Consider the following 23114-nt stretch of genomic DNA (forward strand, 5'->3'; position numbering starts at 1 on the left):
CTACCCGGTAAAACCCCCGGATCCGGTACCCGACATGTTGAACCTGCATGGCACTCCTCCCTCGCCAAAGAAGTGCCAAAGGTTTGTGAACTTATGCACTCCATCGGCCAAGCAGTGTAAGCCCGGCTCTCCAAGCCTGCAATCGACTTTGACAATCCTTCACGATTCTACGCACATTTGCCCCCGAGTTCTGCTACACTTTGCCTCTTGAAAATTGCGACCTTGCTCCGTTACCCATTTTTGAGGAACCCTTGCATGGCAACACCTGGTAACAAAAAAACCTTGATGACCCTCTACTCCGCACCAGATTGCGTCTTTGCGCATCGCGTCCGTTTCGTGCTCGAAGAGAAGGCGATGGAGTATCAGACCATCGACGTCGACTTCAACAACAAACCCCAAGACCTCTTGGAGCTGAATCCCTACGGCGAGGTACCAACCCTCGTCGATCGTGATTTGGCCGTCATCGAATCCTTTCTGATCATTGAATACCTCGATGAGCGCTTTCCGCACCCGCCGCTCATTCCTGTAGACCCCATTTCGCGTGCGCGGGTACGCGTGGGCCTGATGCAGTTCGATCGCGACTGGTTCTATCCCTTGTTCTTACGGGGCTACAGCAGCGAGGATCAGGAGCAGGCTAGAAATTCCTTGCGCCGCTCTCTGGCCCAGCTCAGCACCCTGCTCAGCCAGCAACGCTACCTCTTTGGCGACGAGCTCTCCATTGCCGACTGCGCCCTTGCCCCGCTGCTGTGGCGACTGCCAAGCCTCGGCATCGAGATGCCCAAGGGCGCCAAGGCGACACAAGACTACATGCAGCAGATCTTCGCTCTGGAGAGCTTTCAGCGCAGTCTCACCCCCGCCGAGAAAGCCCTGCGCGGATGACCGCGGCGGTAAACACGCTGGCTAACCTGGCAGTGGGCCTCTTCGCCCGCTGTGCGGAAAACCCGGCTGCCACCATTGCCTGGAGTCATCAGGGCGAGGGCTTCTCACCTACGCGTGCAGGAGAGTTTGCCGAGGGCGTGCGTGCCTACGCCCACGGCTTGCTGCGCATGGGTATTCGTCGCGGCGACCGGGTCCTGCTCATGGCCCCCAACTCCGTTGCCTGGGCGATGCTGGATTTCGCCATCCTCAGCATCGGCGCCGTCACCGTACCCCTCTACATCAGCTTTGGCGCCCGCGAGCTACACTATGTGCTTGGCGACTGCTCGCCCAAACTGATACTCCTGCAGAACGCGGAAATGCTGCAGCGCCTCAGTCCCCACGACTGGGGGGTCGATCCGGAACATCTGCTCTTGCAGCACCCTGGCGAGGGCCAGCGCGGCTGGTCGGCGCTGGCAGAATTGGGAGCGGCGGATGTCCACTCGCCCTTGCCGGCGGAGTTGGGCGAAATCCAACGCCAGGATCTAGCCAGCATCGTCTACACTTCCGGTACCACTGGTTGGCCCAAGGGCGTGATGCTCAGCCATGGCAATTTTCTTAGTAATATCGAGGGGTTCTTGCACTTGGTGCCGCTGCGAGCGGGCCAGCGCTTGCTCTCGGTGCTGCCTTTGAGCCACGTTTTTGAGCGCGCTACCGGGCACTTTGGCGGTTATCTGCTCGGGCTGGAGAATGCCTATGCCGAGCGCCCGGACACCGTTCTGCGCGACTTGCGCGCCGTGCAGCCCGACCTGCTCATTGCCGTACCGCGCATCTTTCAATTGCTCTACGAGCGTACCCTGCGCGGCCTGCAGGAACGACAAGGCTGGGTGGGAAAGTTCCTGCGTCGTGGGCTGGGCATCGAGGGCAAAGAGGCCGGCAGCTGGCAACGCGCCCTGAGCAGCGGGATCGTGCGTCGTCAGGTCCGCCGTCGCTTGGGCGGACGCCTGCAATACTTCGTTTCGGGTGGCGCCGCCCTCGACCCGGCCATTGCCTCCTTCTTTTTACGCCTCGGCCTGCCCATCCTCGAGGGCTATGGAATGACCGAGGCAAGCCCGGTCATCGCCGCCAATCCCCTGCGCGCCATTCATCCCGGCACGGTCGGGCTACCGCTGCCAAATGTGGAGCTGCGCATTGCCGCAGACGGCGAAATCCTCGTGCGCGGCCCCTCGGTCATGCAGGGGTACTGGAACAACGAGGCAGCCACCCAAACCACGGTGATCGACGGCTGGCTACACACTGGCGACATTGGTGAGCTCGATGCCAGCGGTTACCTGCACATTACCGAGCGCAAAAAGGAGCTGATCGTCAACAGCGCGGGGGAAAACATCTCACCGCAAAAGATCGAAATGCGCTTGGCGAGCCAGCCGCTCATCGCCCAAGCGGTGGTCTTTGGCGATGGCCTGCCCTATTTGATCGCTCTCCTCTACCCCAACCCCGAACTCGCTGCCTCCATTGTCGGTGCGGCAAACGATACCCGACGCCTCGAACAAGCCCTGCGCGAGAGCATCGATCGCGCCTTGGCCGGGCTACCGAGCTTCGAGCAGGTGCGGCGCTTTGCCATCCTACCCACGCCTCTGAGCGAGCAAGAGGGCACCCTCACGCCGACCCTCAAGGTCAAGCGCCGCCGCGTTGCCGAGCGCTACGCCGAGCAACTCGCGCAGCTGCAGTAGGGCGGGCTCAGTCGCCCATACGCCCGTGCTTGTTGACCGCCGAGCTGTGTCCCCAAGCCTCCAGATTCTGCACTTGCACGCCCACCCACCAGTAGGGCGCTACACTATCCTGACCATGCCCGCCCACCAGGGCCTGACCGGGCGCCAGGTGCACATGCTCGAGCAATTGCCGGGCAGCATCGCGACTGCGAAATACCGACCACGCCACCACCCGCTCCATGGGCACCACCGAGGGCAGTTCCCGGGCCTCGTCGAGAAAACGATCGTCGATCATGTCCTTATCTCCTCTGCATCGCCACTGCGCTCAGTATAGTTCGCGGTTGCGGTTGTGCGCTGGGCCAAAGGGGGTATAGTGCGCCCTGGAGTGGGCCAGACGACCGCCGCGGAGCGATCCGGGGAGGAAAGTCCGGGCTCCATAGGGCAGGGCGCCGGCTAACGGCCGGGAGGCGTGAGCCTACGGAAAGTGCCACAGAAAAGACACCGCCTAAGCGTGCAAACGCCGGTAAGGGTGAAAAGGTGCGGTAAGAGCGCACCGCGCTTTCGGTAACGAAAGTGGCAGGGTAAACCCCGCCCGGAGCAAGACCAAATAGGCGCACCATGCTGTGGCCCGCAGCGTGCGCGGGTAGGTTGCTGGAGCTGCCCCGTAAGGGTCAGCCTAGAGGAATGGTCGTCCTCGACAGAACCCGGCTTATCGGCCCACTCCACTTTTCCCCACCAACCCACACTCTTTCCCTTGAGCAGGCTAAAATTGCATACAATTTAGCTGCTTATCGCAATTTTCTCAGAATCTGCACGAAAGCTCTCCCAGAAATCGCTAAGATACCGAAATATCGAGCATTTTTACCTTGACAGAAGATGGCGCCGACTCTACTCTTCTCATTGTGGGAAAAAGTGGGGCAAAGTGGTACAACGGAGAGCCACCCAGACATGTTTCGCGGCACACATCGTCATAGCCTGGATAGCAAGGGACGCTTGAGCGTGCCGGCGCGTTTTCGCGACCAGCTCAACGCCCTGTGCGACGGGCAGATGGTGCTGACCATCAACCCCACCAGCGAAGAGAGCGAGCGTTGTCTCTGGGCCTATCCCCTGCCGCGCTGGGAGGAAGTGGAGCAACAGATCGCCAGTCTGCCGAGTACCCAAGCCGCTACCCGCCGCTTCCAGCGCTTGTTCATCGGTCACTCCGAAGAGCTGCGCCTCGACAATCAATCACGCATTCTCGTCTCTGCCAATCTCCGTCAGTTTGCGGGTATCGAACGCGATGTGGTCCTGGTGGGGCAGATCGGCAAATTCGAAATTTGGGATGCCGCCCGCTGGGATCGTCAGGAAAGCCTGCTCGACAATGAGGACCTGCTGGCCACCCTGGGAGATCTACGTCTATGAGTGGCGAGCACCTTCCCGTCCTCCCCAGCGAGACCTTGGCCGCCCTCAGCCCGGCTTGGCAGGGCCAGGGCCCGCGCCGCTTGGTGGATGCCACTGGTGGCCGCGGTGGCCACAGCGCCCTGCTCCTTGCGCAACTGCAACTCGACGATCGCCTCTGCATCTTTGATCGCGACCCGAGTGCCGTCGAGGCCTTGCGGGCACGCTTCGCCGACGACCCCCGGGTCGATTTCGTCCAGGCGCCCTTCGATGCCCTGCTGGGGCAACTCGAGGCACGCGGCTGGGTGGGCAAAGTCGACGGCATCCTCGCGGATTTGGGGGTATCGTCACCGCAATTGGACGAGGCGGAGCGCGGCTTCAGCTTTCTCCGCGATGGCCCCCTCGATATGCGCATGGATCCCAGCCAAGGCGAATCAGCCGCGCAGTGGCTGGCGACGGTCGACTTTAGCGAGCTGCGCCGGGTGCTCCACGAGTATGGCGAGGAACGCTTCGCAACGCGCATTGCCCGCGCCATCCTCGCGCGTCGCGAGTCGGCACCCTGGTTGCGCACCCGGGAGTTGGCCGACTTGATTGCCGAACTCATGCCCGTGGGCAAGGGCATTCACCCTGCCACCCGCACCTTTCAGGCCCTACGCATCCAGATCAACGACGAATTGGGCCAACTCGAGCGCTTCCTACCCCAGGCCCTGGCGGCTCTGCGCCCCGGCGGACGGATGGCGATCATCAGCTTCCATTCCCTGGAAGACCGCTTGGTAAAGCGCTTTTTCCGTGCCGCAGACCAGCGGCCGGATCCACGCCTGCCCCTGCGTGCCGATCAATTGCCCCCCGCCCCCTGGATCGAGATTTCCCCGGCAGTCCGCGCCTCGGCAGAAGAAATCGACCGCAACCCCCGCGCTCGCTCCGCCGTGTTGCGCGCAGCGAGCAAAAACCCGGAGTATCGCCATGCGTCGTAGCACTCTGATTCTCGTCGCCCTGATCACCCTGACCTTGTTTGGCATCGTCGCCGCACGGGAAACCAGCCGCGCCCAATTCATTCGCCTGCAGGCTCTGCAAAACAAGATTTTTACCCTCAACAATCAGTGGGGGCAGCTACAGTTGGAGCAGGCGACCCTGGCCTCGGACCCGCGGGTGGGCGACATTGCCCACCGTAAGCTTGGCCTGGAGGCGCCCAAGAACAGCCAGATCGTGATGGTGAAGGCGCAATGACGTCGGCCGTCGCCGCCCCCCTGCCCAGCTGGCGCCCGCGCCTGCTCTTGGGGATCCTTGCGGCGGGCTTTGCCGGTATCCTCTATCAATCCTGGCAGACGCAAGTCGAGCAAAGCGGATTTTTGCGCAGCCAAGGACAACAGCGCTACCAACGCCTGCTCCCCCTGCCAACGCCGCCACGGGGAGAAATCCTCGATCGCAATGGTCAGCCCTTGGCGATGTCGGTACCGAGCAGCGCCCTTTGGGTCGATCCCAAGGTCTTTAGTAACCAGCGGGCACGCTGGCCGGAACTGGCGCGGGTCCTCGGCATTCCCCAAGCCAGCATCGCCGCCCATTTGCAGCATGGGGGCAGCGCCTTTGCCTACCTTGCCCGGCAACTCGATCCGCAACTTGCCGCTCGTGCCCTTGCCTTGCACATCCCCGGTCTGCACGAGCAGGCGGAGTTTCGCCGTTTTTATCCCTTGGCCGAGGTCACGGGGCCTCTACTCGGCTTTACCAATCTCGATGGCGCCGGCAGTGAGGGGATAGAGCTTGCCTACGACCATGTGCTGCGCGGTCGTGCTGGCGAGCGCGAAATCGTCCGCGACAACCGCGGTCACCTTCTTGCCAGCGCCGCGCAAACGGCAAGTCAGCCGGGGCAGAACCTGACCTTGAGCATCGATCGCCGTCTGCAGTACGCAACCTATACCGCGTTGGCGGCGGCGGTGCAGCGTTTTGCTGCCCAGTCGGGCTCGGCGGTGCTCCTCGATGCGCAAAGCGGCGCCATTCTCGCCATGGTCAGCTACCCGGCCAGCAACCCCAACGATCGCGAGCATTACGCTCCGGCCGCCAGCAGCGACCGCGCCATCACCCAAACCTTCGAACCTGGCTCGGTAATGAAGCCCTTTGCCGTGGCTGCCGCCCTCGACAGCGGCAGCATCCGCCCCGACAGCCGCTTTGATGTCGATACCAACTGCTTTCGCGTTGCCGGTTATTGCATCCAAGACGATGTCCGCCACGGTACCCTCGACATCGCCCAGATCCTCAAATATTCCAGTAACATCGGCGCCGCCAAGATTGCCCTGCGCACGCCGGCCGCAGATCTCTACACGGTGCTGAGCCACGCCGGCTTTGGCGAGAGCGGGCAGTTGGGCCTGCCCGGCGAGGCGGCTGGTCGCCTGCCGGCCTACCAGCATTGGGGCCCCGCCACCCATGCCGCCATTGCCTATGGCTACGGCATCTCCGTCAACACGTTGCAGTTGGCCGCCGCCTATGCCGCCATCGCCAACGGCGGCATGTATGTGACACCGCACCTGCTGCTCGGCCAAAAAGGGGCAGAGCGGCGGGTAATGCAGGCGGCCACGGCGGCACGTCTGCGGCAATGGCTGACCGGGGTAGTACAGGCCCACGGCACCGGGTTTTTGGCCGCCATTCCTGGCTATGCGGTGGCCGGCAAAACCGGCACCTCGGCCATGGCCAATGGTCGCGGCGGATTTCATCGCCATCAGGTCAACACCACTTTTGTCGGTTTTGCCCCCGCCAACGCCCCGCGCTTCGTTATGGCGGTAACCGTACGCGATCCCTCGCGGGGCTGGCGTTATGGCGGCGTGGTGGCAGCACCGGTATTCCGCAGTGCCATGGCAGTCGCTCTCCGCCAGGCCAACATCGCGCCGGATCCGCGGCTAGCAGAAACGCTGCGGCCAAAGAGCCTGAGCGAGCAACAGCGCTGGGCCGAGGGGGCGGGCGATGCATAACCCAGAAACCACCCTCGAAGCAATCCTGCCGGAACTGCAGAGGTGCCGGCCATTGGTCATCCGGGGTATCGATAGCGATACCCGTCGTCTACCCCCGGGCGGGCTCTTCTTTGCCCTGCAGTCCCGGCACGGCAACGCCGAGCACTTTCTCCCCGCTGCCTGGGCGGCCGGCGCAGCCGCGGCCATCGTCGAAGGAGAGAGGAAGGCGTACCGCGAGGAGGCGCAAGGGCCGGTCTACGTCCGTCCCGACGCCCGGGCGCTGCTCGGGCTTGCCTTGCGCCGCTGGTATCACTGGGATGCCGCGGCGCAGCCGACCCTGATTGGGGTTACTGGAACCAACGGCAAGAGCAGCGTCTCCCGCCTGATTGCCCAACTCGCACCGGCCCCGGCGTATCTCATTGGTACCTTGGGGCATGGTCCGGTTGCCAGCCTCGAGCCCTTACCCAACACGACCCCCGAGGCGGTGGAATTGTGGCGGCTCTTGGCCCAAGCCCGGCAGCAAGGGAGTCGGAGTGTGGCCATGGAGGTATCCTCCCATGCCCTCGCCCTCGGCCGGGTGGCGGCAGTGCCTTTTGCCGTTGCCGTCTTCACCAACCTCACCCAAGACCATCTCGATTTCCATGGCGACATGGCAAGTTACGGGGCGGCAAAGGCCAAACTCTTCACCACTCCAGAATTGCGGATTGCCGTTCTCAACCACGACGACCCCTTCAGCGCCACTCTGCAGGCGCAGTTGGCGCCGGGAGTCGAGGTGCTTCACTATGGCTTCCAGGGCGGCGATCTTCGCGTTGTCGATTATCATCCTGGCGCCAGCGGCACCCTGCTCACCCTGCACACCCCCCAGGGCGAACGCCGCCTGCGTAGCCCGCTGATTGGTCGCAGCAACACCTACAACCTGCTTGCCGCCCTGACGACGGCAATGGCCCTCGGCTGGAACTGGGATGAGGCCAGCATTGCCGCCCTCGACCTACCCGCCGGACGTTATCAAGTCCTGCCGGCGCGGCCGAACAAGGCGCGGGTGATGGTCGACTATGCCCACAGTCCCGATGCTCTGGAGCGGGTACTCGAGGATTTGCGCAGCATTGCCAAGGGGAAGATTTGGGTGGTGTTTGGTTGCGGCGGCGAGCGTGATCGCGATAAACGCGCCAAGATGGGCGCCATCGCGGCGCGTCTGGCGGATCGGGTCATCGTGACCGACGATAACCCCCGCGGCGAGGATCCCGAGCAGATCAGCCGCGAGATCTTGGCTGGCATTCCCGCCGGCCGTGCGGTGCTGGAACATGATCGGGGGCGGGCCATCGCCCTTGCCATCGATGCCGCGCAGCCCGGCGACTGGGTCTTGATTGCCGGCAAGGGCCACGAGTCGTATCAGGAAATCGCTGGCAAGCGCCATCCCTTTGACGATCTTGCCAAAGCGAAGGAGGCGCTGGCCCGATGATCGAACTCAGCCTGCGCGAGGTCGCCAGCATTTGCCAAGGTAAGATCCTGCCCGCTAGCCGCGCCGATCTGCGGATTCAGGGCCTGAGCACCGACAGCCGGGCGGCACAGCCCAATGCCCTTTTCGTTGCCCTCAGGGGGCCGCATTTCGATGCCCATGATTTCGTTGCCGAGGCGATCGGCAACGGGGCCGCGGCGGTGCTCGTCGGTCGGCCGGTAGACGCCCCCGGGGTATTGGTGGCGGATCCCTTGGCCGCTCTGCAAGCCCTGGCCGCCGCTTGGCGCCAGCAGTGCCAAGCCAAAGTCATCGGCATCACCGGCTCGTGCGGCAAGACCACGGTCAAGGAGATTCTGGCAGCGATTCTGCAAGAGACCGGAAGGGTCGTCGCCACCCGCGGCAATCTCAACAACCATATCGGCGTACCCCTCACCCTCGGGCGTCTGCATCCCGACGATCGCTACGCGGTGGTAGAAATGGGGATGAATCATGCCGGCGAAATCGAGCTGCTCAGTCGCATGGCCAAGCCCGACCTGGTCATCATCAACAACGCGGGCTCGGCGCACCTGGAAAATCTCGGCTCCCTCGATGCCATTGCCGCCGCCAAGGGGGAGATCTTGCTGGGTCTCGACCCCCGCGGCATTGCCGTGCTCAATGGCGACGATCGCTACATCGATTATTGGGCGGAACGTGCCCCCGGCGAAGTCTGGCGCTTTAGCTTGGAAGACAAGCCGGCGCGGGTGCGGGGGAGCTGGACCGCGACCGCCGATGGCGGCGAGATGGCGGTAGCTGCCCCGCAAGGACGCTTTGTCCTGCACATCCCGCTGCCCGGACGCCACAATGGCGCCAACGTCTTGGCGGCCGTAACCGCTGCCCTCGCCCTCGAGGTACCCATCTCGGCAATCGAGGGTGCGGTGGCCCGCCTGCGCGGCGTGCCCGGCCGCTTGCAATGGGTACCGGGGCTGAACGACAGCCGCTTGCTCGACGACAGTTACAATGCCAACCCCGCCAGCCTCGAGGCGGCGCTACAGGTGCTGGCACAGCAGCCGGGGCGACGCATCTTGGTGTTGGGCGACATGGCCGAACTCGGACCGGAAGCAAAGGCCTACCATGAGCAGGCCGGGCGCCGACTACGCGAACTGGGCATCGACGGACTCTTGGCAGTCGGCCCGCTGAGCACTGCTGCGGTGACCAGCTTTGGGAATGGCGGCCAGCATTTTGCCGACCTGGATGCCCTCCTCGCCGCCCTGCGCCCCCTTCTTGCCGCCGATGTCACGGTCCTGGTCAAGGGTTCACGTTCGGCGCGCATGGAGCGGGTCATTGCGGCCCTGCGCGCGGAGGGGAACTGACATGCTCTACTACCTCCTCCTCCAGCTGCAGGGCCTCTATCACGGCTTTCATGTCTTCTCGTACCTGACCTTGCGTGGGGTCTTGAGCATTCTTACCGCCCTGGTGCTCTCCCTGGGCCTTGGGCCTTTTGTCATCGCCCGGTTGCGGCAGTACAAAATCGGCCAGATGGTGCGCAGCGACGGCCCCGAAACCCATCTCAGCAAGCAGGGCACCCCCACCATGGGCGGCGCTCTGATCCTGCTGGTGGTCATCCTTACTACCCTGCTCTGGTCAGACCTCAGCAACCCCATGGTCTGGGTGGCGGTGCTCACCACCCTGGCCTTTGGTGCCATCGGTTTCATCGATGATTGGCGCAAATTGTGGCGCAAGAACAGCAAGGGCCTGTCGGCCCGCGCCAAATACGGTTTGCAGTCTATCGTCGCTCTCGGCGCCGCCGTTGCCCTCTATGTGTGGAATGACGGCAGCGCGCCCCATAGCCTCATCGTACCCTTCGTTCCCCATCTGCTCATTCCCTTGGGGCTGGGTTTTGTGGTCTTTAGCTATTTCGTCATCGTCGGTACTTCCAATGCCGTCAACCTCACCGATGGGCTCGACGGCCTCGCCATCGTACCAACGGTCATGGTCGCCGGTGCCCTGGGGATTTTTAGCTATGTGGCGGGCAATGCCGTCTTTGCCCACTACCTGGAAATCCCCTTTGTTCCGGGCTCTGGGCAGCTGCTCATCTTTTGTGGCGCCTTGGTGGGCGCTGGTCTCGGCTTTCTTTGGTTCAACACCTATCCCGCCGAGGTCTTCATGGGCGACACCGGCGCCCTGGCCCTGGGGGCGGCCTTGGCCATTGTCGCCATCGTCGCGCGGCAGGAGTTGGTGCTGGTGATCATGGGCGGCGTCTTTGTGGTCGAGACCCTGTCGGTGATGATCCAAGTCACCTCCTTCCGCCTCACCGGCAAGCGGGTATTCCGCATGGCGCCCCTGCACCATCACTACGAAAAGAAGGGCTGGCCGGAGCCGCGGGTGGCGGTACGTTTTTGGATCATTACCGTGATTTTGGTCCTCATTGGCCTGTCGAGTTTGAAGATCCGATGAAAGCGCAAGACTGGAAAGGCAAAAAGGTGGCGATTGCCGGGGCAGGTAAAACCGGAGAATCCTTGCTGCGCTTTGCCGAGGAGCGGGGCGCGCAGTGTTCCCTCTGGGATACCCGGCGTCTCGACGAAGCCGACTGGCAGCGGCGCTATCCGGAGCTACCCCTGCACTTTGGTAGGAGTTTTCCGGAAGATGCCTTCCTCGACCAAGACCTGATCCTCTGCAGCCCCGGACTCTCGCCCTTGCAGCCGGCGCTGGCGGCGGCGCACCGGGCGGGCATTCCCCTCTGGGGCGATATCGAGCTCTTTGCCCAAGTCGCCCGCGCCCCTGTGCTTGCCATTACCGGCAGCAATGGCAAGAGTACCGTCACCACCCTGGTAGGGGAAATGGCCCATGCCGCCGGCCTGCGGGTAGCCGTGGGTGGCAACCTTGGTACGCCAGCCCTGGAACTCCTGCCCGAAGGCGACGAGCCCGAGCTCTATGTGTTGGAGCTGTCGAGTTTTCAACTGACCTATTGCGAGAGCCTGCGACCGCGGGCGGCGGCCATCCTCAACATCAGCCCCGACCACCTCGATTGGCACGGCGACCTCGCCGACTATGTTGCTGCCAAATGGCGGATCGCCCGCAACATGGGTGCCGGCGACACCCTCGTCTTACCGACTGCCGACCCTGCCTTACGGGATCATCCGGCACTGGATTCCGATCTACGCATACAGCGCTTTGGCGACGGCGGCGCCGGGCAGATTGCCGATGACTGGCTGCTGCTGCACGGTGAGCGCCTGCTGCCGATTACCGAATTGCGCATCGCCGGTCGCCATAATCAGGAGAATGCCTTGGCAGCGGCCTTGCTTGCCGCGGCAGTGGGTATTCCGCGCGCCGCCATCGTCAGCGTATTGCGGAGCTTTGGGGGGCTACCGCACCGTTTGCAGTGGGTGGCTCGAAAAGGCGGGGTGGACTACTACGATGATTCCAAGGGCACCAACCTGGGGGCGAGTTTGCGCGCCATCGAGGCCTTGCCCAAACCCCTCGTGCTGATTTTGGGCGGCGATGCCAAGGGAGCGGACCTGCGACCCTTGGCGGCGGCCTGTAGTGGGCAACGCGGAGCGGTACTGCTCGGCAAGGCCGAGGATACCCTGGCGGAGATCCTTACGGGGGTACTGCCGATTCGCCGTACCGGAACTGCGGGAATGCAGGAGTGTGTGCGCCAGGCCGCCGCCCTCGCCCAGCCCGGAGACCGGGTCTTGCTGTCGCCGGCTTGCGCCAGCCTCGACATGTTCACCGATTATCAGGATCGCGGTCGGCAATTTGCCGCTGCCGTGCATGCTTTGGAGGGGGATCGTAATGCGTAAGCCGAGCTGGTGGCTAGCAGAAAACGGCAGCGCGGACACGGTGCTCTGGTGGGTGCTCATCATCCTCATCTGCTTTGGCCTGGTGATGGTCTATTCGGCGAGCACGCCGGTGGCCCAGCAGGAAACCGGCAATCCCTTCTTCTTTGCCGAGCGCCAGCTCCTCTTTGGCATCCTCGGTCTCGGCGTGCTCTATTATTTCAGCCGCATCGAGCTGGAATTTTGGGAGCGCATGACCTTTCCGCTGATGGGCATTTCGCTGATCGCCTTGCTGCTGGTCTTTTTGCCCTTCATCGGGGTGTCGGTGAATGGCTCGCATCGCTGGATCAATTTGCTGATCGTTCGCCTGCAGCCCTCGGAATTGCTGAAGTTTGCCCTCTTGCTCTTCATGGCCCGCTATGTGGTGCGCAAGGGCGAGTTGCTCGGCAACTTCAAGGAAGGGCTGTGGCCGATTTTCATCCTGCTCTTTGTACTGGGCCTCTTGCTCTTACTGCAGCCAGATTTTGGCTCCTTTTTCATGGTGGTGCTGATCACCGGTATCCTGCTCTTCCTTGGTGGGTTACCCATGCGCTACGTGCTCTTTACGGGTATCGCCGCCGGTTCTGCCTTGGGGATACTGGCGGTGTCTGCCCCCTACCGACTGGCACGCATCACCTCCTTCTCCAATCCCTTCGCCGATCCCTATGGGGCGGGCTTTCAGCTCGTGCAGTCGCTGATCGCCTTTGGCCGCGGTGGGATTTTTGGCGTCGGCCTCGGTAACGGCATCATGAAGTACTTCTACCTGCCGGAGTCGTACACCGACTTCATCCTGGCGGTGATTGGCGAGGAGCTCGGCATGATTGGCGTCTGGGCCCTGATCTTTCTCTACGCCATCGCCAGCTGGCGGATCTACCGTATTGGCCGCCGCGCCGCCGCCGCCGGTGACGCCTTCTTTGCCCTCTTCTGCTACGGAACCCTGATTTGGTTTGGTGGGGAGGCGGTGATGTCCATGGGGGTGAACCTCGGCGCCCTACCCACCAAGGGTTTTGCCCTGCCGCTGATCAGCTACGGCGGCAGCGCTCTGGTTTTTCTTTGCGCCACCCTGGGGGTGGTGTTGGCGGTAAGCCGTCGCTATGGCCCCGCCAGCAAGCCAGTATCTGCATCTTTGGAGGAAGCCCATGGCTAAGGGCGTGCTGATCGCGGCCGGCGGCACCGGCGGGCATATCTTCCCGGCCCTGGCGGTGGCGGGGGAGCTGCGCGCCCGCGGCGTTCGCGTGGATTGGATTGGCACCAGCCAGGGGATGGAGCAGCGTTTGGTGCCGGCCGCCGGTTTCCCGCTCCACGCGCTGGAGATGCAGGGTCTACGCGGCAAGGGCTGGCGCCGGTGGCTGAGCGCTCCCTGGCGTTTGGCGCGCGCCGTATTGCAGGCGCGGCGTATTCTGCGCAGCTGCGGTGCCGAGGCAGTGCTGGGGATGGGTGGCTATGTTTCGGCACCGGCGGGGCTTGCCGCCTGGAGCCTCGGTCGGCGCCTGTGTTTGCATGAGCAAAACGCCATTCCCGGCCTCGCCAATCGTTTGCTGGCGCCCTTGGCCAAGGCCGTCTTTACTGGATTTCCCGACACCGGCCTGCCCAAGGCGCAGTGGGTGGGAAACCCCGTGCGAGCAGCAATCGCCGAGCTTCCGGCGCCGGCACTGCGCTTTGCGGGGCGTGCCGGGGAGCCTGCGCACTTGTTGATCATGGGGGGCAGTCAGGGCGCGCAGGTGATCAATACCTTGGTAGTCGCGGCGGTGGCCGCCCTACCAGCGGCGGCGCGGCCGGAGATCTGGCACCAGTGCGGCAGCGCCCATCTGGAGAACACCCAGGCGGCCTATGCTGCCGCCGGGGTCGCGGCGCGGGTCGAGGCCTTCATTGACGATATGGCAGCGGCCCTGGCCTGGGCGGATCTTGCCATCTGTCGCGCCGGTGCAGCGACGGTGGCGGAGCTCTGTGCCGCCGGGCTTGGCAGTCTGCTCATTCCTTTTCCCTTTGCCGTCGACGACCACCAGGCCGCCAATGCCCGCTTTATTGAGGATACCGGCGCCGGACGCATGCTCCGCCAGGAAGGCTTGGAGGCAACACAGTTGACCGCGATGCTACACGCCCTCTTGCCGGATCGTGGCCTGCAGCTGCGCTGGGCGGAAGCCGCCCGTCGGCAGGCGCGTACCGATGCCGCCCAGGTGGTCGCCAGCGCTTGCCAAGGAGAGGCCCATGCGTAACTGGGTGCGACAAATCCATCTCGTGGGTATTGGCGGAGCGGGCATGCGCGGCATTGCCGAAGTCCTGCTCAATCTTGGTTACGCCGTTTCTGGCTCGGATCTGCGGCCCGGACCGGCAACTTTGCGCTTGAGCGATTTGGGGGCGAGCATCTTCCACGGTCACGAGGCCGCCAATGTGCGCGGCGCCGATGTGGTGGTGGTCTCTTCTGCCATTGCTGCCGACAATCCCGAAATCATCGCCGCGCGGGAGCAGCGCATCCCCGTCGTCCGCCGCGCGGAAATGCTCGCTGAGCTCATGCGCTTCAAGCAGGGGATTGCCATTGCCGGCACCCATGGCAAAACCACGACCACGAGCTTGGTCGCCAGCATTCTCGCTACCGCCGGGCTCGATCCCACCTTCGTCATCGGCGGCCGGCTGAAAAGCGCTGGCACCCATGCCGCCCTCGGCAGCGGCGAGTACCTGGTCGCCGAAGCGGACGAATCCGATGCCTCCTTTTTGTATCTGTCGCCGGTCATGGCGGTGGTCACCAATATCGATGCCGACCATATGGAGACCTACGGCAATACCATGAGCGAGCTGCGCGGCGCTTTTCTGCAGTTTCTGCAGCGCCTGCCCTTTTATGGTTTGGCGGTGCTCTGCACCGACGAGCCGATGGTGCGTGGCCTCCTGCCGGAATTACGTACGCCGGTGCTCGGCTATGGGTTGCAAGACGACAGCGACCTGCAAGCGCGCAAGATCCGCTATCAGGGCATGGGCAGCACTGCCGAAATCTGGCGCCGCATCGATGGCCAGGCAGTACATTGGTTCGACCTACAGCTCAACATCCCGGGCGAGCACAATGTGCTGAATGCCCTCGCCGCCATCGGCATTGCCAGCAAGGTTGGCGTCGACCAAGAAGTCATCGCCCGCGCCCTGGCAGAGTTCCGTGGGGTAGCGCGGCGCTTTGAAGTGGTAGGCGAGTGGCAGGGTCACACCATCGTCGACGACTACGGTCACCACCCGCGGGAGCTCGCCGCTACCATGGCCGCGGCGCGCAGCATCTGGCCCCAGCGTCCCCTGGTCTTGCTCTTTCAGCCGCATCGCTTTACCCGTACTCGCGATCTCTTCGACGATTTCGTTGCCGTGCTCGCGCAGGCCGATCGCAGCATCCTTTTGGATGTGTACGCCGCCGGCGAAGCGCCGATTCCTGGCGTCGATAGCGAATCCCTCTGTCGCCGTCTGCAGGAAAGGGGTGCCGATGCCCAGTATCGCCCGGAATTGTTACAGGAGCCCGGGGCCATGCGCGCGGAGTTGCCGGCCAATGCCGTCCTTCTCTGCATGGGGGCAGGCAACATCGCCCAGCTCGCCGGGCAGTGGGAAGGTGTGTTCGGCCGCGGAGGCGACCGATGATTGGCGGACGCCTGCGCTTAGGAGAATCCTTGGCCCGGCATAGCAGCTGGCGCATCGGCGGGCCCGCGGAGCGTTTCTATCTGCCGGCCACGATCGCCGACCTGCAGGGCTTTCTGCAGCAATTTGCGACTGCACCGATCACCTGGTTGGGTTTGGGGAGCAATGTGCTGCTGCGCGACGGCGGCCTGCGCGGTACGGTCATTTGTCTTGCCCATGGCCTCGACACCCTGACCCTGGGTGCCGATGGCGAAATCATTGCCGAGGCGGGGATCTCGGCGGTCAAACTTGCCCACTTCGCGGCCCGTAATGGCCTCGCGGGGGCGGAGTTTTTGGCGGGCATTCCCGGCACCTTGGGTGGATGCCTAGCCATGAATGCCGGTGCCCACGGTGGCGAGACCTGGTCGTTGGTGGAGTGGGTGGAACTCATGCACCCCAATGGCGATATCGAGCGCCGACCGAAATCCGCCTTCGTCATCGGCTATCGTTCGGTACGCGGCCAGGGCGACGCCTGCTTTTTGCGCGCTGGTCTGCGCCTGCCGGCGGGGGAGCCGGAGCTCCTGCGGGCACAATTACGCGCTTGGCAGAACCAACGCGCCGCTACCCAGCCCCTGGCTTGGCCGAGTTGCGGATCGGTCTTCCGCAATCCAGCCGGCGACTTTGCCGCCCGGCTGATCGAAGCGGCGGGGCTGAAGGGTCGGCGCATCGGCGATGCCGAAGTGAGCGAACAGCATGCCAATTTCATCATCAATCGTGGCCAGGCGAGTTCGCGGGCGGTAGAGGCCCTGGTGATGGAGGTGCAGGAAACGGTGCGCAACCGCTTTGGCGTGCTGCTGCAACCGGAGATGCGGGTATTGGGAGAGCATCAAGATGACTGAACAAATGCGGATTGCGGTGCTCTACGGTGGCCCTTCGGCGGAGCGCGAAGTCTCGCTACAGAGCGGGGCTGCGGTACGACAAGCCCTGGGCGAGGCCGGCTTCGATGTTTGCGGCATCGACATCGACCCGACGCGTTTGACTGCGCAGTTGCAGGAGCAGGGCGCGGAATTTGCCTTCAATGTCTGCCATGGCGCCTTTGGCGAGGACGGTCACCTGCAGGCGATCCTCGATGCGCTGCAGATTCCGTACACCGGCAGTGGAGTCCTCGCCAGTGCATTGTCGATGGACAAATGGCGCTGCAAACGGCTCTGGCAGGCTGCTGGACTGCCCACCACCGAGGGCATCGTCCTGCGCCCGGGGGAGGCGCTGCCACAGTCCGTTGCCGCTTGGGGCTGGCCGCTTTTTGTCAAACCCAATCGTGGCGGCTCGAGTATTGGCGTCAGTCGGGTGACGAGCCGCGGCGAACTCGATGCCGCTTTGCAAGTGGCTTTTGCCTACGACGAGGAAGTCCTGGTCGAGGCGGCCATCCCCGGCCAAGAGGTGACCGTTGGCATCATCGATGGCGAGGCCCTGCCGCCTATCGTCATCCAGGCGAGTGGCGCTTTTTACGACTATCAAGCCAAATATCTTGCCGAAGACACCCGGTACCTTCTCCCCTCCGGTTTGGGGAGCGCCGTGGAGTCGACGGTACAGACCCTCGCCCTACAGGCTTTTGCGGAAATCGGCGGGCGCGGCTGGGGACGGGTGGATTTTCTTCTCGATACCGAGTCCCGTCCGGCCCTGCTCGAGATCAATAGCGTTCCGGGCATGACCAGTCACAGCTTGGTGCCCATGGCCGCGCGCGCCATCGGTTGGAGTTTTCCGGAATTGTGTCGGCGCATCGTTGGCGCCGCAGAGAGGAGCAAAAAACATGGTTAGCGCCATTCGCGATTTACAGCATCATCGTCACGAACCGGCCGCGCGTCGTTCAGCTCCGGCAGCGAAGACGACAACGCCAGAAACGGTGCAAACGGCGTCTCCCTTTCCCTGGGCACGGGCCGCACGCGCCACGGCCTGGGGTGCGGGCTTGGTCGCTCTGGGGGTCTTGGCCTGGCAGGGCTGGCAAATTTTGCGTGCGCCCTCGCTACTTCCCATCGATAGCATCACGGTGCATGGGCTGGCCCCGAATATTCCGCTGTATCGGGTCAATCGCGCCATTGCCCCCTACCTCCGCCAAGGATTTCTTTGGGTCGACTTGCAAGACATGCGCCACTCCCTGCAAAGCGTTCCCTGGATCGCCAATGCCGATGTCCGCCGGGTCTGGCCAGACCGCATCGAGATCGACTTGCAAGGGGTGCAGCCCGTAGCCCGCTGGCTGGGTGGTGCGGGGCAGGTGCTCGGTAAGGATGGCAAGGTCTATCAGGTGCCGCCAGCGGAATTGTCGAGCCAGCTGCCCGCGGTCTTTGGGCCGCCCGGCTCGGGCCTGGAGATTCTACAGAAACGGCAGCAGATCGATCAGGTCCTCGCACCCGCTCATCTGCAAGTGCGGGCCCTCGAGCTCGATGAACGCGGCGGCTGGCGCTGCATTCTCACTAATGGCGTGCGCCTCGTCCTCGGCCGCCAAGACATCCAGAGCGGGGTAAGGCGTTGGGTCTCGGTGTTACCCGAAATCCAGCAATATCTGGTTCCGGGGGCCAGTATGGACTTGCGCTACAACAACGGTTTTGCAGTCGCCTTGCCCAAGGCGGCTTCCACGAGTGTCAGTGAGGGGCCGGCAGCCCCAAGGAGTGAAGGAAAATGAAACGCGGCAATCAGGAACTTATCGTAGGGTTGGACATCGGCACCTCCAAGGTCGCCTGTATCGTGGCGCAAGCGCGCTCCACGGGCGAGGCAGAGATCATCGGCGTGGGTCAGCATCCCTCCCGGGGGCTGAAGAAGGGCGTGGTAGTGGATATCGAATCCACCGTCCAGGCCATCAATCGCGCGGTCCAAGAGGCGGAACTCATGGCCGGGGTGCAGATCCATGGCGCCGTGGTTGGCGTCGCCGGTGGCCACATCCGCGGCTATAACAGCCATGGTATCGTCGCCATCAAAAACAAAGAGGTAAGCAACGATGACCTCGGTCGGGTCATGGATGCCGCCCGCGCCATCGTCATTCCCCAAGACCAAAGCGTGCTCCATGTGCTGCCCCAGGAATTCACCATCGACAGCCAAGAAGGGGTGCGCGAGCCCATCGGCATGTCGGGCGTGCGCCTGGAAGCCCAGGTGCATATCGTCACTGGAGCCATCAGCGCTACCCAGAACATCGCCAAGTGCGTCGAGCGCTGTGGCCTGCAAGTGCAGGGCATGGTCCTCGAACAACTGGCTTCGGCGGATGCGGTTCTCACCGCCGATGAGAAGGAACTCGGAGTCTGCTTGGTGGACATCGGCGGGGGCACCACCGACATCGCTGTTTTCCGCGATGGCGCGGTACGCCATACGGCGGTGATTCCCATTGCCGGCGACCAGATCACCAACGATATTGCCCTCGGCCTGCGCACTCCCCCGGTCGAGGCGGAGCAGATCAAAAAGCTGTACGGCTGCGCCCTCGGCGATCTCATCGAGCAGGATGACGATATCCCGGTACCCAGCGTCGGTGCCCGCCCACCGCGGACCATTTCCCGCCGTGTTCTCAATGACATCATCGAGCCGCGGGTACGCGAGCTCTTCGAGCTCATCCAGGCGGAACTGCGCCGCACTGGCTTCGAGGACCTCGTTGCCGCCGGCGTCGTGCTGACGGGCGGTTCGAGCCGCTTGCAGGGCATGGCCGAGCTGGCGGAAGAGATCCTGCATTTGCCGGTACGCACCGGCGAGCCGATGCATCTGGCCGGGATGGAAACCGTGGTGCGCGCGCCCTGGCATGCCACCGGCGTCGGGCTGGTGATGTATGGCCTGCACAACGGCCTCGCGGGGCAGGCCGAACCCGTGCAGCAGCCCCTTCCGGCGGCGAACGGACGCCCCGAGGCACAGCGTCCGGCGGCCTTCGGCAGCGTCTTTGGCAAACTACGTAATTGGGTCCAGACCAGTTTCGGTTGAGCCACCCCCACATCTCACGAGAGGAATCGACTATGTTTGAATTGAACGAAATGGAACAGGAAGGGGCCGTCATCAAGGTCATCGGCGTGGGTGGCGGCGGCGGCAATGCCATCAACAATATGGCGCAGACGGGTCTGGAGGGGGTGGAGTTCATCAGCGCCAACACCGACGCCCAAGCCCTGCGCAATTCCCGTGCGCAACGTACCCTGCAGCTGGGTAGCGAATTGACCCGCGGCCTCGGCGCCGGGGCCAACCCGGAAATCGGTCGCAAGGCCGCCGAGGAGTGCCGCGAGGAGATTCGCGCCACCCTGGAAAACACCGACATGCTCTTCATTACTACCGGCATGGGTGGGGGTACGGGCACGGGTGCGGCTCCCGTGGTCGCCGCCATTGCCCAGGATATGGGCATTCTCACCGTTGGCGTGGTCACCAAGCCCTTCAATTTCGAGGGCAAGAAGCGCCAGCAATATGCCCTCGCCGGCATCGACGAACTCGCACAGCATGTCGACTCCTTGGTCATCATCCCCAACGAGAAGCTCCTCGCCGTGCTCGGCAAGCAAATTAGCCTGCGCGATGCCTACCTGGCCGCCGACAACGTCCTCATGGGGGCAGTGCAGGGTATTTCCGAACTCATTACCCGCCCTGGCCTGATGAACCTCGACTTTGCCGACGTACGTACGGTGATGTCGGGAATGGGCTTGGCAATGATGGGCACTGCTGCAGCGCGCGGCGAGAGTCGTGCCCGAGACGCTGCCAATCGGGCCGCCAGCAGTCCCCTGCTCGACGACATCAACCTCTCGGGCGCCCGCGGTATTTTGGTCAACATCACCGCCGGCAACGATCTCTCCTTGGGCGAGTTTGAGGAAGTGGGCGAGCTGATTCGCAGCTATGCCTCCGACGACGCCAACGTGAAGGTGGGCACGGTGATCGACGAGAGCCTGGAAGGCGAGCTGCGGGTTACCGTGGTTGCCACCGGACTGCAGCGGGAGCCGGTGCGTCTGGCGGTCGAAAACAATCGTCTGCGGCCCGAGCTTACCACCCCCGCCAATGCCATCGACTGGCGACAGCTCGATCGCCCGGCGGCCCTACGCCAGTCCTCGACCCGTGCGCAGGCGGTCAACGACGGCCGCACGGCGCCCGCTCGCCCGGTGGCCGATTATGCCGATCTGGATATTCCCGCCTTTTTGCGCCGTCAAGCCGACTGATCCTTCGCTGCCGGCTGCTGCCCCGCTCCTAGCGGGGCTTTTTTTTGAGCTGCCCCGGTGACGATTTGCCGGCTGGGGTATTCTCTTGCCCCTACTTTGCCGTAGAATGAGAAATAATCCTGTTTTACAGGAAAGTAGTCCCCGACGTGTTTGCGTCCCGTTTTGGAGAGAGTGGCACCATGTTATACCCCGAGTTGTTCCGAGCCCTGGAAGCGGCTCGCTGGAATATGGAGAAGGACATCCCTTGGGATCAGTTCGATGCCAGCAAGGTCACCCCTGAACATCTGCAAACCATCAAGATGAATGCCATTACCGAGTGGTCGGCCCTGCCTGCCACGGAAATGTTTCTGCGCGACAATCGCGACGACTCCGACTTCTCGGCCTTCATGTCGATCTGGTTCTACGAAGAACAAAAGCACGCCTTGGTATTGATGGAGTACCTGCGCCGCTTTGCCCCGGAATATCTGCCAACCGAAGAAGAGCTGCACCAAGTGCGCTTCGAGTTCGATCCGGCACCAGCAATGGAAACCCTCATGCTGCACTTTTGTGGCGAGATTCGTCTCACCCACTGGTACAAGGCTGCCGCGGAGTGGCATCAGGAACCGGTGATCAAATTCATCTACGAGACCCTGTCTCGCGATGAGGCCCGCCATGCCGGCGTCTACCTCAAGTACATGCGTCGTGCCGTCGATCGCCTGGGCGACTCCGCTCGCCTGGCCTTTGCCAAGATTGGCGTGCTCATGGCCAACACCAAGACCGCCAAGGCCTTGCACCCCACCAATTTGCATGTCAACAAAGAGATGTACCCCGCCGATAGCGTCCAAAGCCACCTGCCCGATCCCGGTTGGCTCGAACGCTGGCTCGATACCCAGATCCATTTCGACAGCATCTGGGAAAGTAAGGTGATCAACGGCATCCTGCGCAACCTTTCCACCTTGCTGGAGACTCCCATCAAGAATGCCAAGGATCTCAGCCAGTATCGCAAGCGCATGGCGTCGGCGTCCGGTTGATGTCGCTTGCCCCCGACAGTTTTGTGCTGACAGACTCTTCAACAGGCGGTTTTACGGGGGATTTTCTTTGGGCACGGTTTCTGCTTTCTACTTCTCGGTTGTTCTGACGAGGATGGAAAAATGAAGACGACACCCAAAGCCCTTGCCGCCCTGTTCGGCATTTTGTTGCTGGCCGGTTGCGCCAATAATCCCTATGGGAACTCCTATGGTTTCGGCAGTAGCCCGCTGGGCAATAGCAAAACGACTACCGACACTGCCACAGGTGCCGCCTTGGGCGCGGTGGCGGGCGCCGTGATTGGTAATCAGACTGGCAGTCCGTTGTCGGGAGCGGCCATCGGCGCAGGATTGGGCGGTCTTGCTGGCTATGCCCTGTCCAAAAACCAGCAGCAGCCCGCCAATTGCCCGCCCGGATACAACTGTATCCCAAACACCCCACCGCCCAGTTGCCCCCCGGGCTATACCTGTAACCCGCAATAAGGGATGACGGTAGATACCGAACTACCTCCCTGGCGCAGTCTGGACCTCGAGGCCCGGCTGCGCTGGGCCCTCAGCCCGGAAATCCCTGCCCCCTATCGCCATGCCCTGGCCCACGAACAATGGGTTCAAACGCGCTGCTATTTTGCTCGTCGTCAGGATCTACGGCCGGAGGAGGTCGCGCATTTCGCCAACGATGACGATTACGTGATCCGGCTATGCATCGCCAAGCGCCCCGACCTCAGCCCGGAGCAAGTCGCCGTCTTCTGTATCGACCGCGACCCCAACGTGCGCTACGCCATTGCCCGCAACCCCCTGCTCAGCGCCGCGCAGCGGCAGTTGCTTCTCGATGATGTCGATGAAGTGGTGCGGCAAGCGGCCGCCAAAGGGGCACGCCCAAGCCAGATCCGTCAACGCCCGGGCCAGGCAAGTTTGTACCGCTAAGGTCAGCAGCGCTGGCCGCGGCAGAGCCAGGCGTCGCGTACTTGACCATCGGCACCGAGCAGCACATGCAGTTCGCCCTGCTGGCGTAACCGCTGCGGTGCCGCCGCACCAAAACCGAGTTCTTCCTCAAAATCTACCAGGCAACTGACGAGATTTTCCTCCTTGCCCGCCTCTACCAAGCGACATTGGCAGTGGGCGCCGTCGCGCCGCGCCAGCCCACCCATGCTCGTAAAGCTCGCCAGCAATTGCTGGGCATCCAGATAGTCGAGTATTTTTTCCTGTACCTGCGGGTCTTCCCAAACGGCCATCATCCTC

Annotated in this window: 23 protein-coding genes and 1 other RNA gene; 22 read left to right on the top strand and 2 right to left on the bottom strand. The window is 63.2% G+C overall.

All coding sequences use genetic code 11. The annotated features are described in order from the left end of the window. Window positions 1–255: 255 nt before the first annotated feature. Both RTI30_RS01475 and RTI30_RS01480 read left to right on the top strand, forming a co-directional pair. Window positions 256–879 (top strand): glutathione S-transferase N-terminal domain-containing protein, encoded by a 624-nt coding sequence (locus RTI30_RS01475; protein ID WP_312261607.1) that lies wholly within the window; start codon window positions 256–258, stop codon window positions 877–879. Continuing rightward, window positions 876–2585, top strand: coding sequence for a long-chain fatty acid--CoA ligase (locus tag RTI30_RS01480; RefSeq protein ID WP_312261609.1), 1710 nt, complete (start codon window positions 876–878; stop codon window positions 2583–2585). Before RTI30_RS01475 ends, RTI30_RS01480 begins: the two co-directional genes overlap by 4 nt. Before the next feature lie 7 nt (window positions 2586–2592). Here RTI30_RS01480 and RTI30_RS01485 read toward each other — a convergent pair whose 3' ends face one another. Beyond that, on the bottom strand, window positions 2593–2859 hold the full coding sequence (locus RTI30_RS01485; RefSeq protein ID WP_312261611.1) for a hypothetical protein: 267 nt from the start codon (window positions 2857–2859) through the stop codon (window positions 2593–2595). 87 nt (window positions 2860–2946) lie between these two features. Between RTI30_RS01485 and rnpB the strand changes: the two genes are divergently transcribed. The 20 genes from rnpB to RTI30_RS01585 all read left to right on the top strand — a co-directional run bounded on the left by rnpB (window position 2947) and on the right by RTI30_RS01585 (window position 22799). Continuing rightward, window positions 2947–3292: RNase P RNA component class A (gene rnpB / locus RTI30_RS01490), an RNA gene on the top strand. 220 nt (window positions 3293–3512) lie between these two features. After that, window positions 3513–3965: a division/cell wall cluster transcriptional repressor MraZ gene (gene mraZ, locus RTI30_RS01495; protein ID WP_312261613.1), complete on the top strand. Its 453-nt coding sequence runs from the start codon at window positions 3513–3515 to the stop codon at window positions 3963–3965. Next, window positions 3962–4915 carry a 16S rRNA (cytosine(1402)-N(4))-methyltransferase RsmH gene (gene rsmH / locus RTI30_RS01500; protein ID WP_312261615.1) on the top strand — a complete coding sequence of 318 codons (954 nt, stop codon included), beginning with the start codon at window positions 3962–3964 and terminating at the stop codon, window positions 4913–4915. The genes mraZ and rsmH overlap by 4 nt, the downstream gene beginning before the upstream one ends. Next, on the top strand, window positions 4905–5168 hold the full coding sequence (gene ftsL, locus RTI30_RS01505; RefSeq protein ID WP_312261617.1) for a cell division protein FtsL: 264 nt from the start codon (window positions 4905–4907) through the stop codon (window positions 5166–5168). The genes rsmH and ftsL overlap by 11 nt, the downstream gene beginning before the upstream one ends. Next, window positions 5165–6901 carry a penicillin-binding protein 2 gene (locus RTI30_RS01510; protein ID WP_312261618.1) on the top strand — a complete coding sequence of 579 codons (1737 nt, stop codon included), beginning with the start codon at window positions 5165–5167 and terminating at the stop codon, window positions 6899–6901. Before ftsL ends, RTI30_RS01510 begins: the two co-directional genes overlap by 4 nt. Next, window positions 6894–8339, top strand: a complete 1446-nt coding sequence (locus RTI30_RS01515; protein ID WP_312261620.1) for a UDP-N-acetylmuramoyl-L-alanyl-D-glutamate--2,6-diaminopimelate ligase — start codon at window positions 6894–6896, stop codon at window positions 8337–8339. The genes RTI30_RS01510 and RTI30_RS01515 overlap by 8 nt, the downstream gene beginning before the upstream one ends. Then, on the top strand, window positions 8336–9685 hold the full coding sequence (gene murF / locus RTI30_RS01520; RefSeq protein WP_312261622.1) for a UDP-N-acetylmuramoyl-tripeptide--D-alanyl-D-alanine ligase: 1350 nt from the start codon (window positions 8336–8338) through the stop codon (window positions 9683–9685). Before RTI30_RS01515 ends, murF begins: the two co-directional genes overlap by 4 nt. A gap of 1 nt (window position 9686) precedes the next feature. Next, window positions 9687–10769: a phospho-N-acetylmuramoyl-pentapeptide-transferase gene (gene mraY, locus RTI30_RS01525; protein WP_312261624.1), complete on the top strand. Its 1083-nt coding sequence runs from the start codon at window positions 9687–9689 to the stop codon at window positions 10767–10769. Further along, window positions 10766–12115, top strand: a complete 1350-nt coding sequence (murD, locus tag RTI30_RS01530; RefSeq protein ID WP_312261626.1) for a UDP-N-acetylmuramoyl-L-alanine--D-glutamate ligase — start codon at window positions 10766–10768, stop codon at window positions 12113–12115. Before mraY ends, murD begins: the two co-directional genes overlap by 4 nt. Next, window positions 12108–13277: a putative lipid II flippase FtsW gene (gene ftsW, locus RTI30_RS01535; protein WP_312261627.1), complete on the top strand. Its 1170-nt coding sequence runs from the start codon at window positions 12108–12110 to the stop codon at window positions 13275–13277. Before murD ends, ftsW begins: the two co-directional genes overlap by 8 nt. Further along, window positions 13270–14346, top strand: a complete 1077-nt coding sequence (gene murG, locus RTI30_RS01540) for an undecaprenyldiphospho-muramoylpentapeptide beta-N-acetylglucosaminyltransferase (protein WP_312261629.1) — start codon at window positions 13270–13272, stop codon at window positions 14344–14346. The genes ftsW and murG overlap by 8 nt, the downstream gene beginning before the upstream one ends. Continuing rightward, a complete protein-coding gene (murC, locus tag RTI30_RS01545; RefSeq protein ID WP_312261631.1) occupies window positions 14339–15736 on the top strand; it encodes a UDP-N-acetylmuramate--L-alanine ligase in 1398 nt (465 codons plus the stop codon). Before murG ends, murC begins: the two co-directional genes overlap by 8 nt. Beyond that, window positions 15733–16611, top strand: a complete 879-nt coding sequence (gene murB, locus RTI30_RS01550; protein ID WP_312261633.1) for a UDP-N-acetylmuramate dehydrogenase — start codon at window positions 15733–15735, stop codon at window positions 16609–16611. The genes murC and murB overlap by 4 nt, the downstream gene beginning before the upstream one ends. Continuing rightward, the gene (locus RTI30_RS01555) at window positions 16604–17530 is read left to right on the top strand and encodes a D-alanine--D-alanine ligase (RefSeq protein ID WP_312261634.1); all 927 of its coding nucleotides are present in this window, start codon (window positions 16604–16606) and stop codon (window positions 17528–17530) included. The genes murB and RTI30_RS01555 overlap by 8 nt, the downstream gene beginning before the upstream one ends. Beyond that, complete coding sequence (locus RTI30_RS01560; protein ID WP_312261635.1) at window positions 17523–18392, top strand: cell division protein FtsQ/DivIB; 870 nt, start codon at window positions 17523–17525, stop codon at window positions 18390–18392. The genes RTI30_RS01555 and RTI30_RS01560 overlap by 8 nt, the downstream gene beginning before the upstream one ends. Then, entirely contained in the window at window positions 18389–19666 is a 1278-nt protein-coding gene (gene ftsA, locus RTI30_RS01565; RefSeq protein ID WP_312261637.1) for a cell division protein FtsA, read from the top strand. The genes RTI30_RS01560 and ftsA overlap by 4 nt, the downstream gene beginning before the upstream one ends. A gap of 32 nt (window positions 19667–19698) precedes the next feature. Beyond that, window positions 19699–20871 carry a cell division protein FtsZ gene (ftsZ, locus tag RTI30_RS01570; RefSeq protein ID WP_312261638.1) on the top strand — a complete coding sequence of 391 codons (1173 nt, stop codon included), beginning with the start codon at window positions 19699–19701 and terminating at the stop codon, window positions 20869–20871. A gap of 179 nt (window positions 20872–21050) precedes the next feature. Further along, entirely contained in the window at window positions 21051–21881 is an 831-nt protein-coding gene (locus RTI30_RS01575; protein WP_312261639.1) for a ferritin-like domain-containing protein, read from the top strand. A gap of 120 nt (window positions 21882–22001) precedes the next feature. Continuing rightward, a complete protein-coding gene (locus RTI30_RS01580; protein ID WP_312261641.1) occupies window positions 22002–22358 on the top strand; it encodes a glycine zipper domain-containing protein in 357 nt (118 codons plus the stop codon). Between the two features lie 3 nt (window positions 22359–22361). Continuing rightward, entirely contained in the window at window positions 22362–22799 is a 438-nt protein-coding gene (locus RTI30_RS01585) for a hypothetical protein (protein WP_312261642.1), read from the top strand. A gap of 2 nt (window positions 22800–22801) precedes the next feature. Here the strand turns inward: RTI30_RS01585 and RTI30_RS01590 are convergent, their stop codons facing one another. Continuing rightward, on the bottom strand, window positions 22802–23107 hold the full coding sequence (locus RTI30_RS01590) for a hypothetical protein (RefSeq protein ID WP_312261643.1): 306 nt from the start codon (window positions 23105–23107) through the stop codon (window positions 22802–22804). Window positions 23108–23114: the final 7 nt, after the last annotated feature.

Origin of the sequence: Candidatus Igneacidithiobacillus taiwanensis, from assembly GCF_031962545.1 — a bacterium.
Classification (GTDB): Bacteria; Pseudomonadota; Gammaproteobacteria; order Acidithiobacillales; family Acidithiobacillaceae; genus Igneacidithiobacillus; species Igneacidithiobacillus taiwanensis.

Coding starts and splice junctions, on each gene's coding strand:
- ftsL (WP_312261617.1), top strand. CDS start 4,905: ATGCGTCGTAGCACTCTGATTCTCGTCGCCCTGATCACCCTGACCTTG.
- mraZ (WP_312261613.1), top strand. CDS start 3,513: ATGTTTCGCGGCACACATCGTCATAGCCTGGATAGCAAGGGACGCTTG.
- RTI30_RS01560 (WP_312261635.1), top strand. CDS start 17,523: ATGGTTAGCGCCATTCGCGATTTACAGCATCATCGTCACGAACCGGCC.
- ftsW (WP_312261627.1), top strand. CDS start 12,108: ATGCGTAAGCCGAGCTGGTGGCTAGCAGAAAACGGCAGCGCGGACACG.
- murC (WP_312261631.1), top strand. CDS start 14,339: ATGCGTAACTGGGTGCGACAAATCCATCTCGTGGGTATTGGCGGAGCG.
- murD (WP_312261626.1), top strand. CDS start 10,766: ATGAAAGCGCAAGACTGGAAAGGCAAAAAGGTGGCGATTGCCGGGGCA.
- ftsA (WP_312261637.1), top strand. CDS start 18,389: ATGAAACGCGGCAATCAGGAACTTATCGTAGGGTTGGACATCGGCACC.
- RTI30_RS01480 (WP_312261609.1), top strand. CDS start 876: ATGACCGCGGCGGTAAACACGCTGGCTAACCTGGCAGTGGGCCTCTTC.
- ftsZ (WP_312261638.1), top strand. CDS start 19,699: ATGTTTGAATTGAACGAAATGGAACAGGAAGGGGCCGTCATCAAGGTC.
- RTI30_RS01485 (WP_312261611.1), bottom strand. CDS start 2,859: ATGATCGACGATCGTTTTCTCGACGAGGCCCGGGAACTGCCCTCGGTG.
- mraY (WP_312261624.1), top strand. CDS start 9,687: ATGCTCTACTACCTCCTCCTCCAGCTGCAGGGCCTCTATCACGGCTTT.
- rsmH (WP_312261615.1), top strand. CDS start 3,962: ATGAGTGGCGAGCACCTTCCCGTCCTCCCCAGCGAGACCTTGGCCGCC.
- murG (WP_312261629.1), top strand. CDS start 13,270: ATGGCTAAGGGCGTGCTGATCGCGGCCGGCGGCACCGGCGGGCATATC.
- RTI30_RS01575 (WP_312261639.1), top strand. CDS start 21,051: ATGTTATACCCCGAGTTGTTCCGAGCCCTGGAAGCGGCTCGCTGGAAT.
- RTI30_RS01515 (WP_312261620.1), top strand. CDS start 6,894: ATGCATAACCCAGAAACCACCCTCGAAGCAATCCTGCCGGAACTGCAG.
- murB (WP_312261633.1), top strand. CDS start 15,733: ATGATTGGCGGACGCCTGCGCTTAGGAGAATCCTTGGCCCGGCATAGC.
- RTI30_RS01585 (WP_312261642.1), top strand. CDS start 22,362: ATGACGGTAGATACCGAACTACCTCCCTGGCGCAGTCTGGACCTCGAG.
- RTI30_RS01580 (WP_312261641.1), top strand. CDS start 22,002: ATGAAGACGACACCCAAAGCCCTTGCCGCCCTGTTCGGCATTTTGTTG.
- murF (WP_312261622.1), top strand. CDS start 8,336: ATGATCGAACTCAGCCTGCGCGAGGTCGCCAGCATTTGCCAAGGTAAG.
- RTI30_RS01590 (WP_312261643.1), bottom strand. CDS start 23,107: ATGGCCGTTTGGGAAGACCCGCAGGTACAGGAAAAAATACTCGACTAT.
- RTI30_RS01555 (WP_312261634.1), top strand. CDS start 16,604: ATGACTGAACAAATGCGGATTGCGGTGCTCTACGGTGGCCCTTCGGCG.
- RTI30_RS01475 (WP_312261607.1), top strand. CDS start 256: ATGGCAACACCTGGTAACAAAAAAACCTTGATGACCCTCTACTCCGCA.
- RTI30_RS01510 (WP_312261618.1), top strand. CDS start 5,165: ATGACGTCGGCCGTCGCCGCCCCCCTGCCCAGCTGGCGCCCGCGCCTG.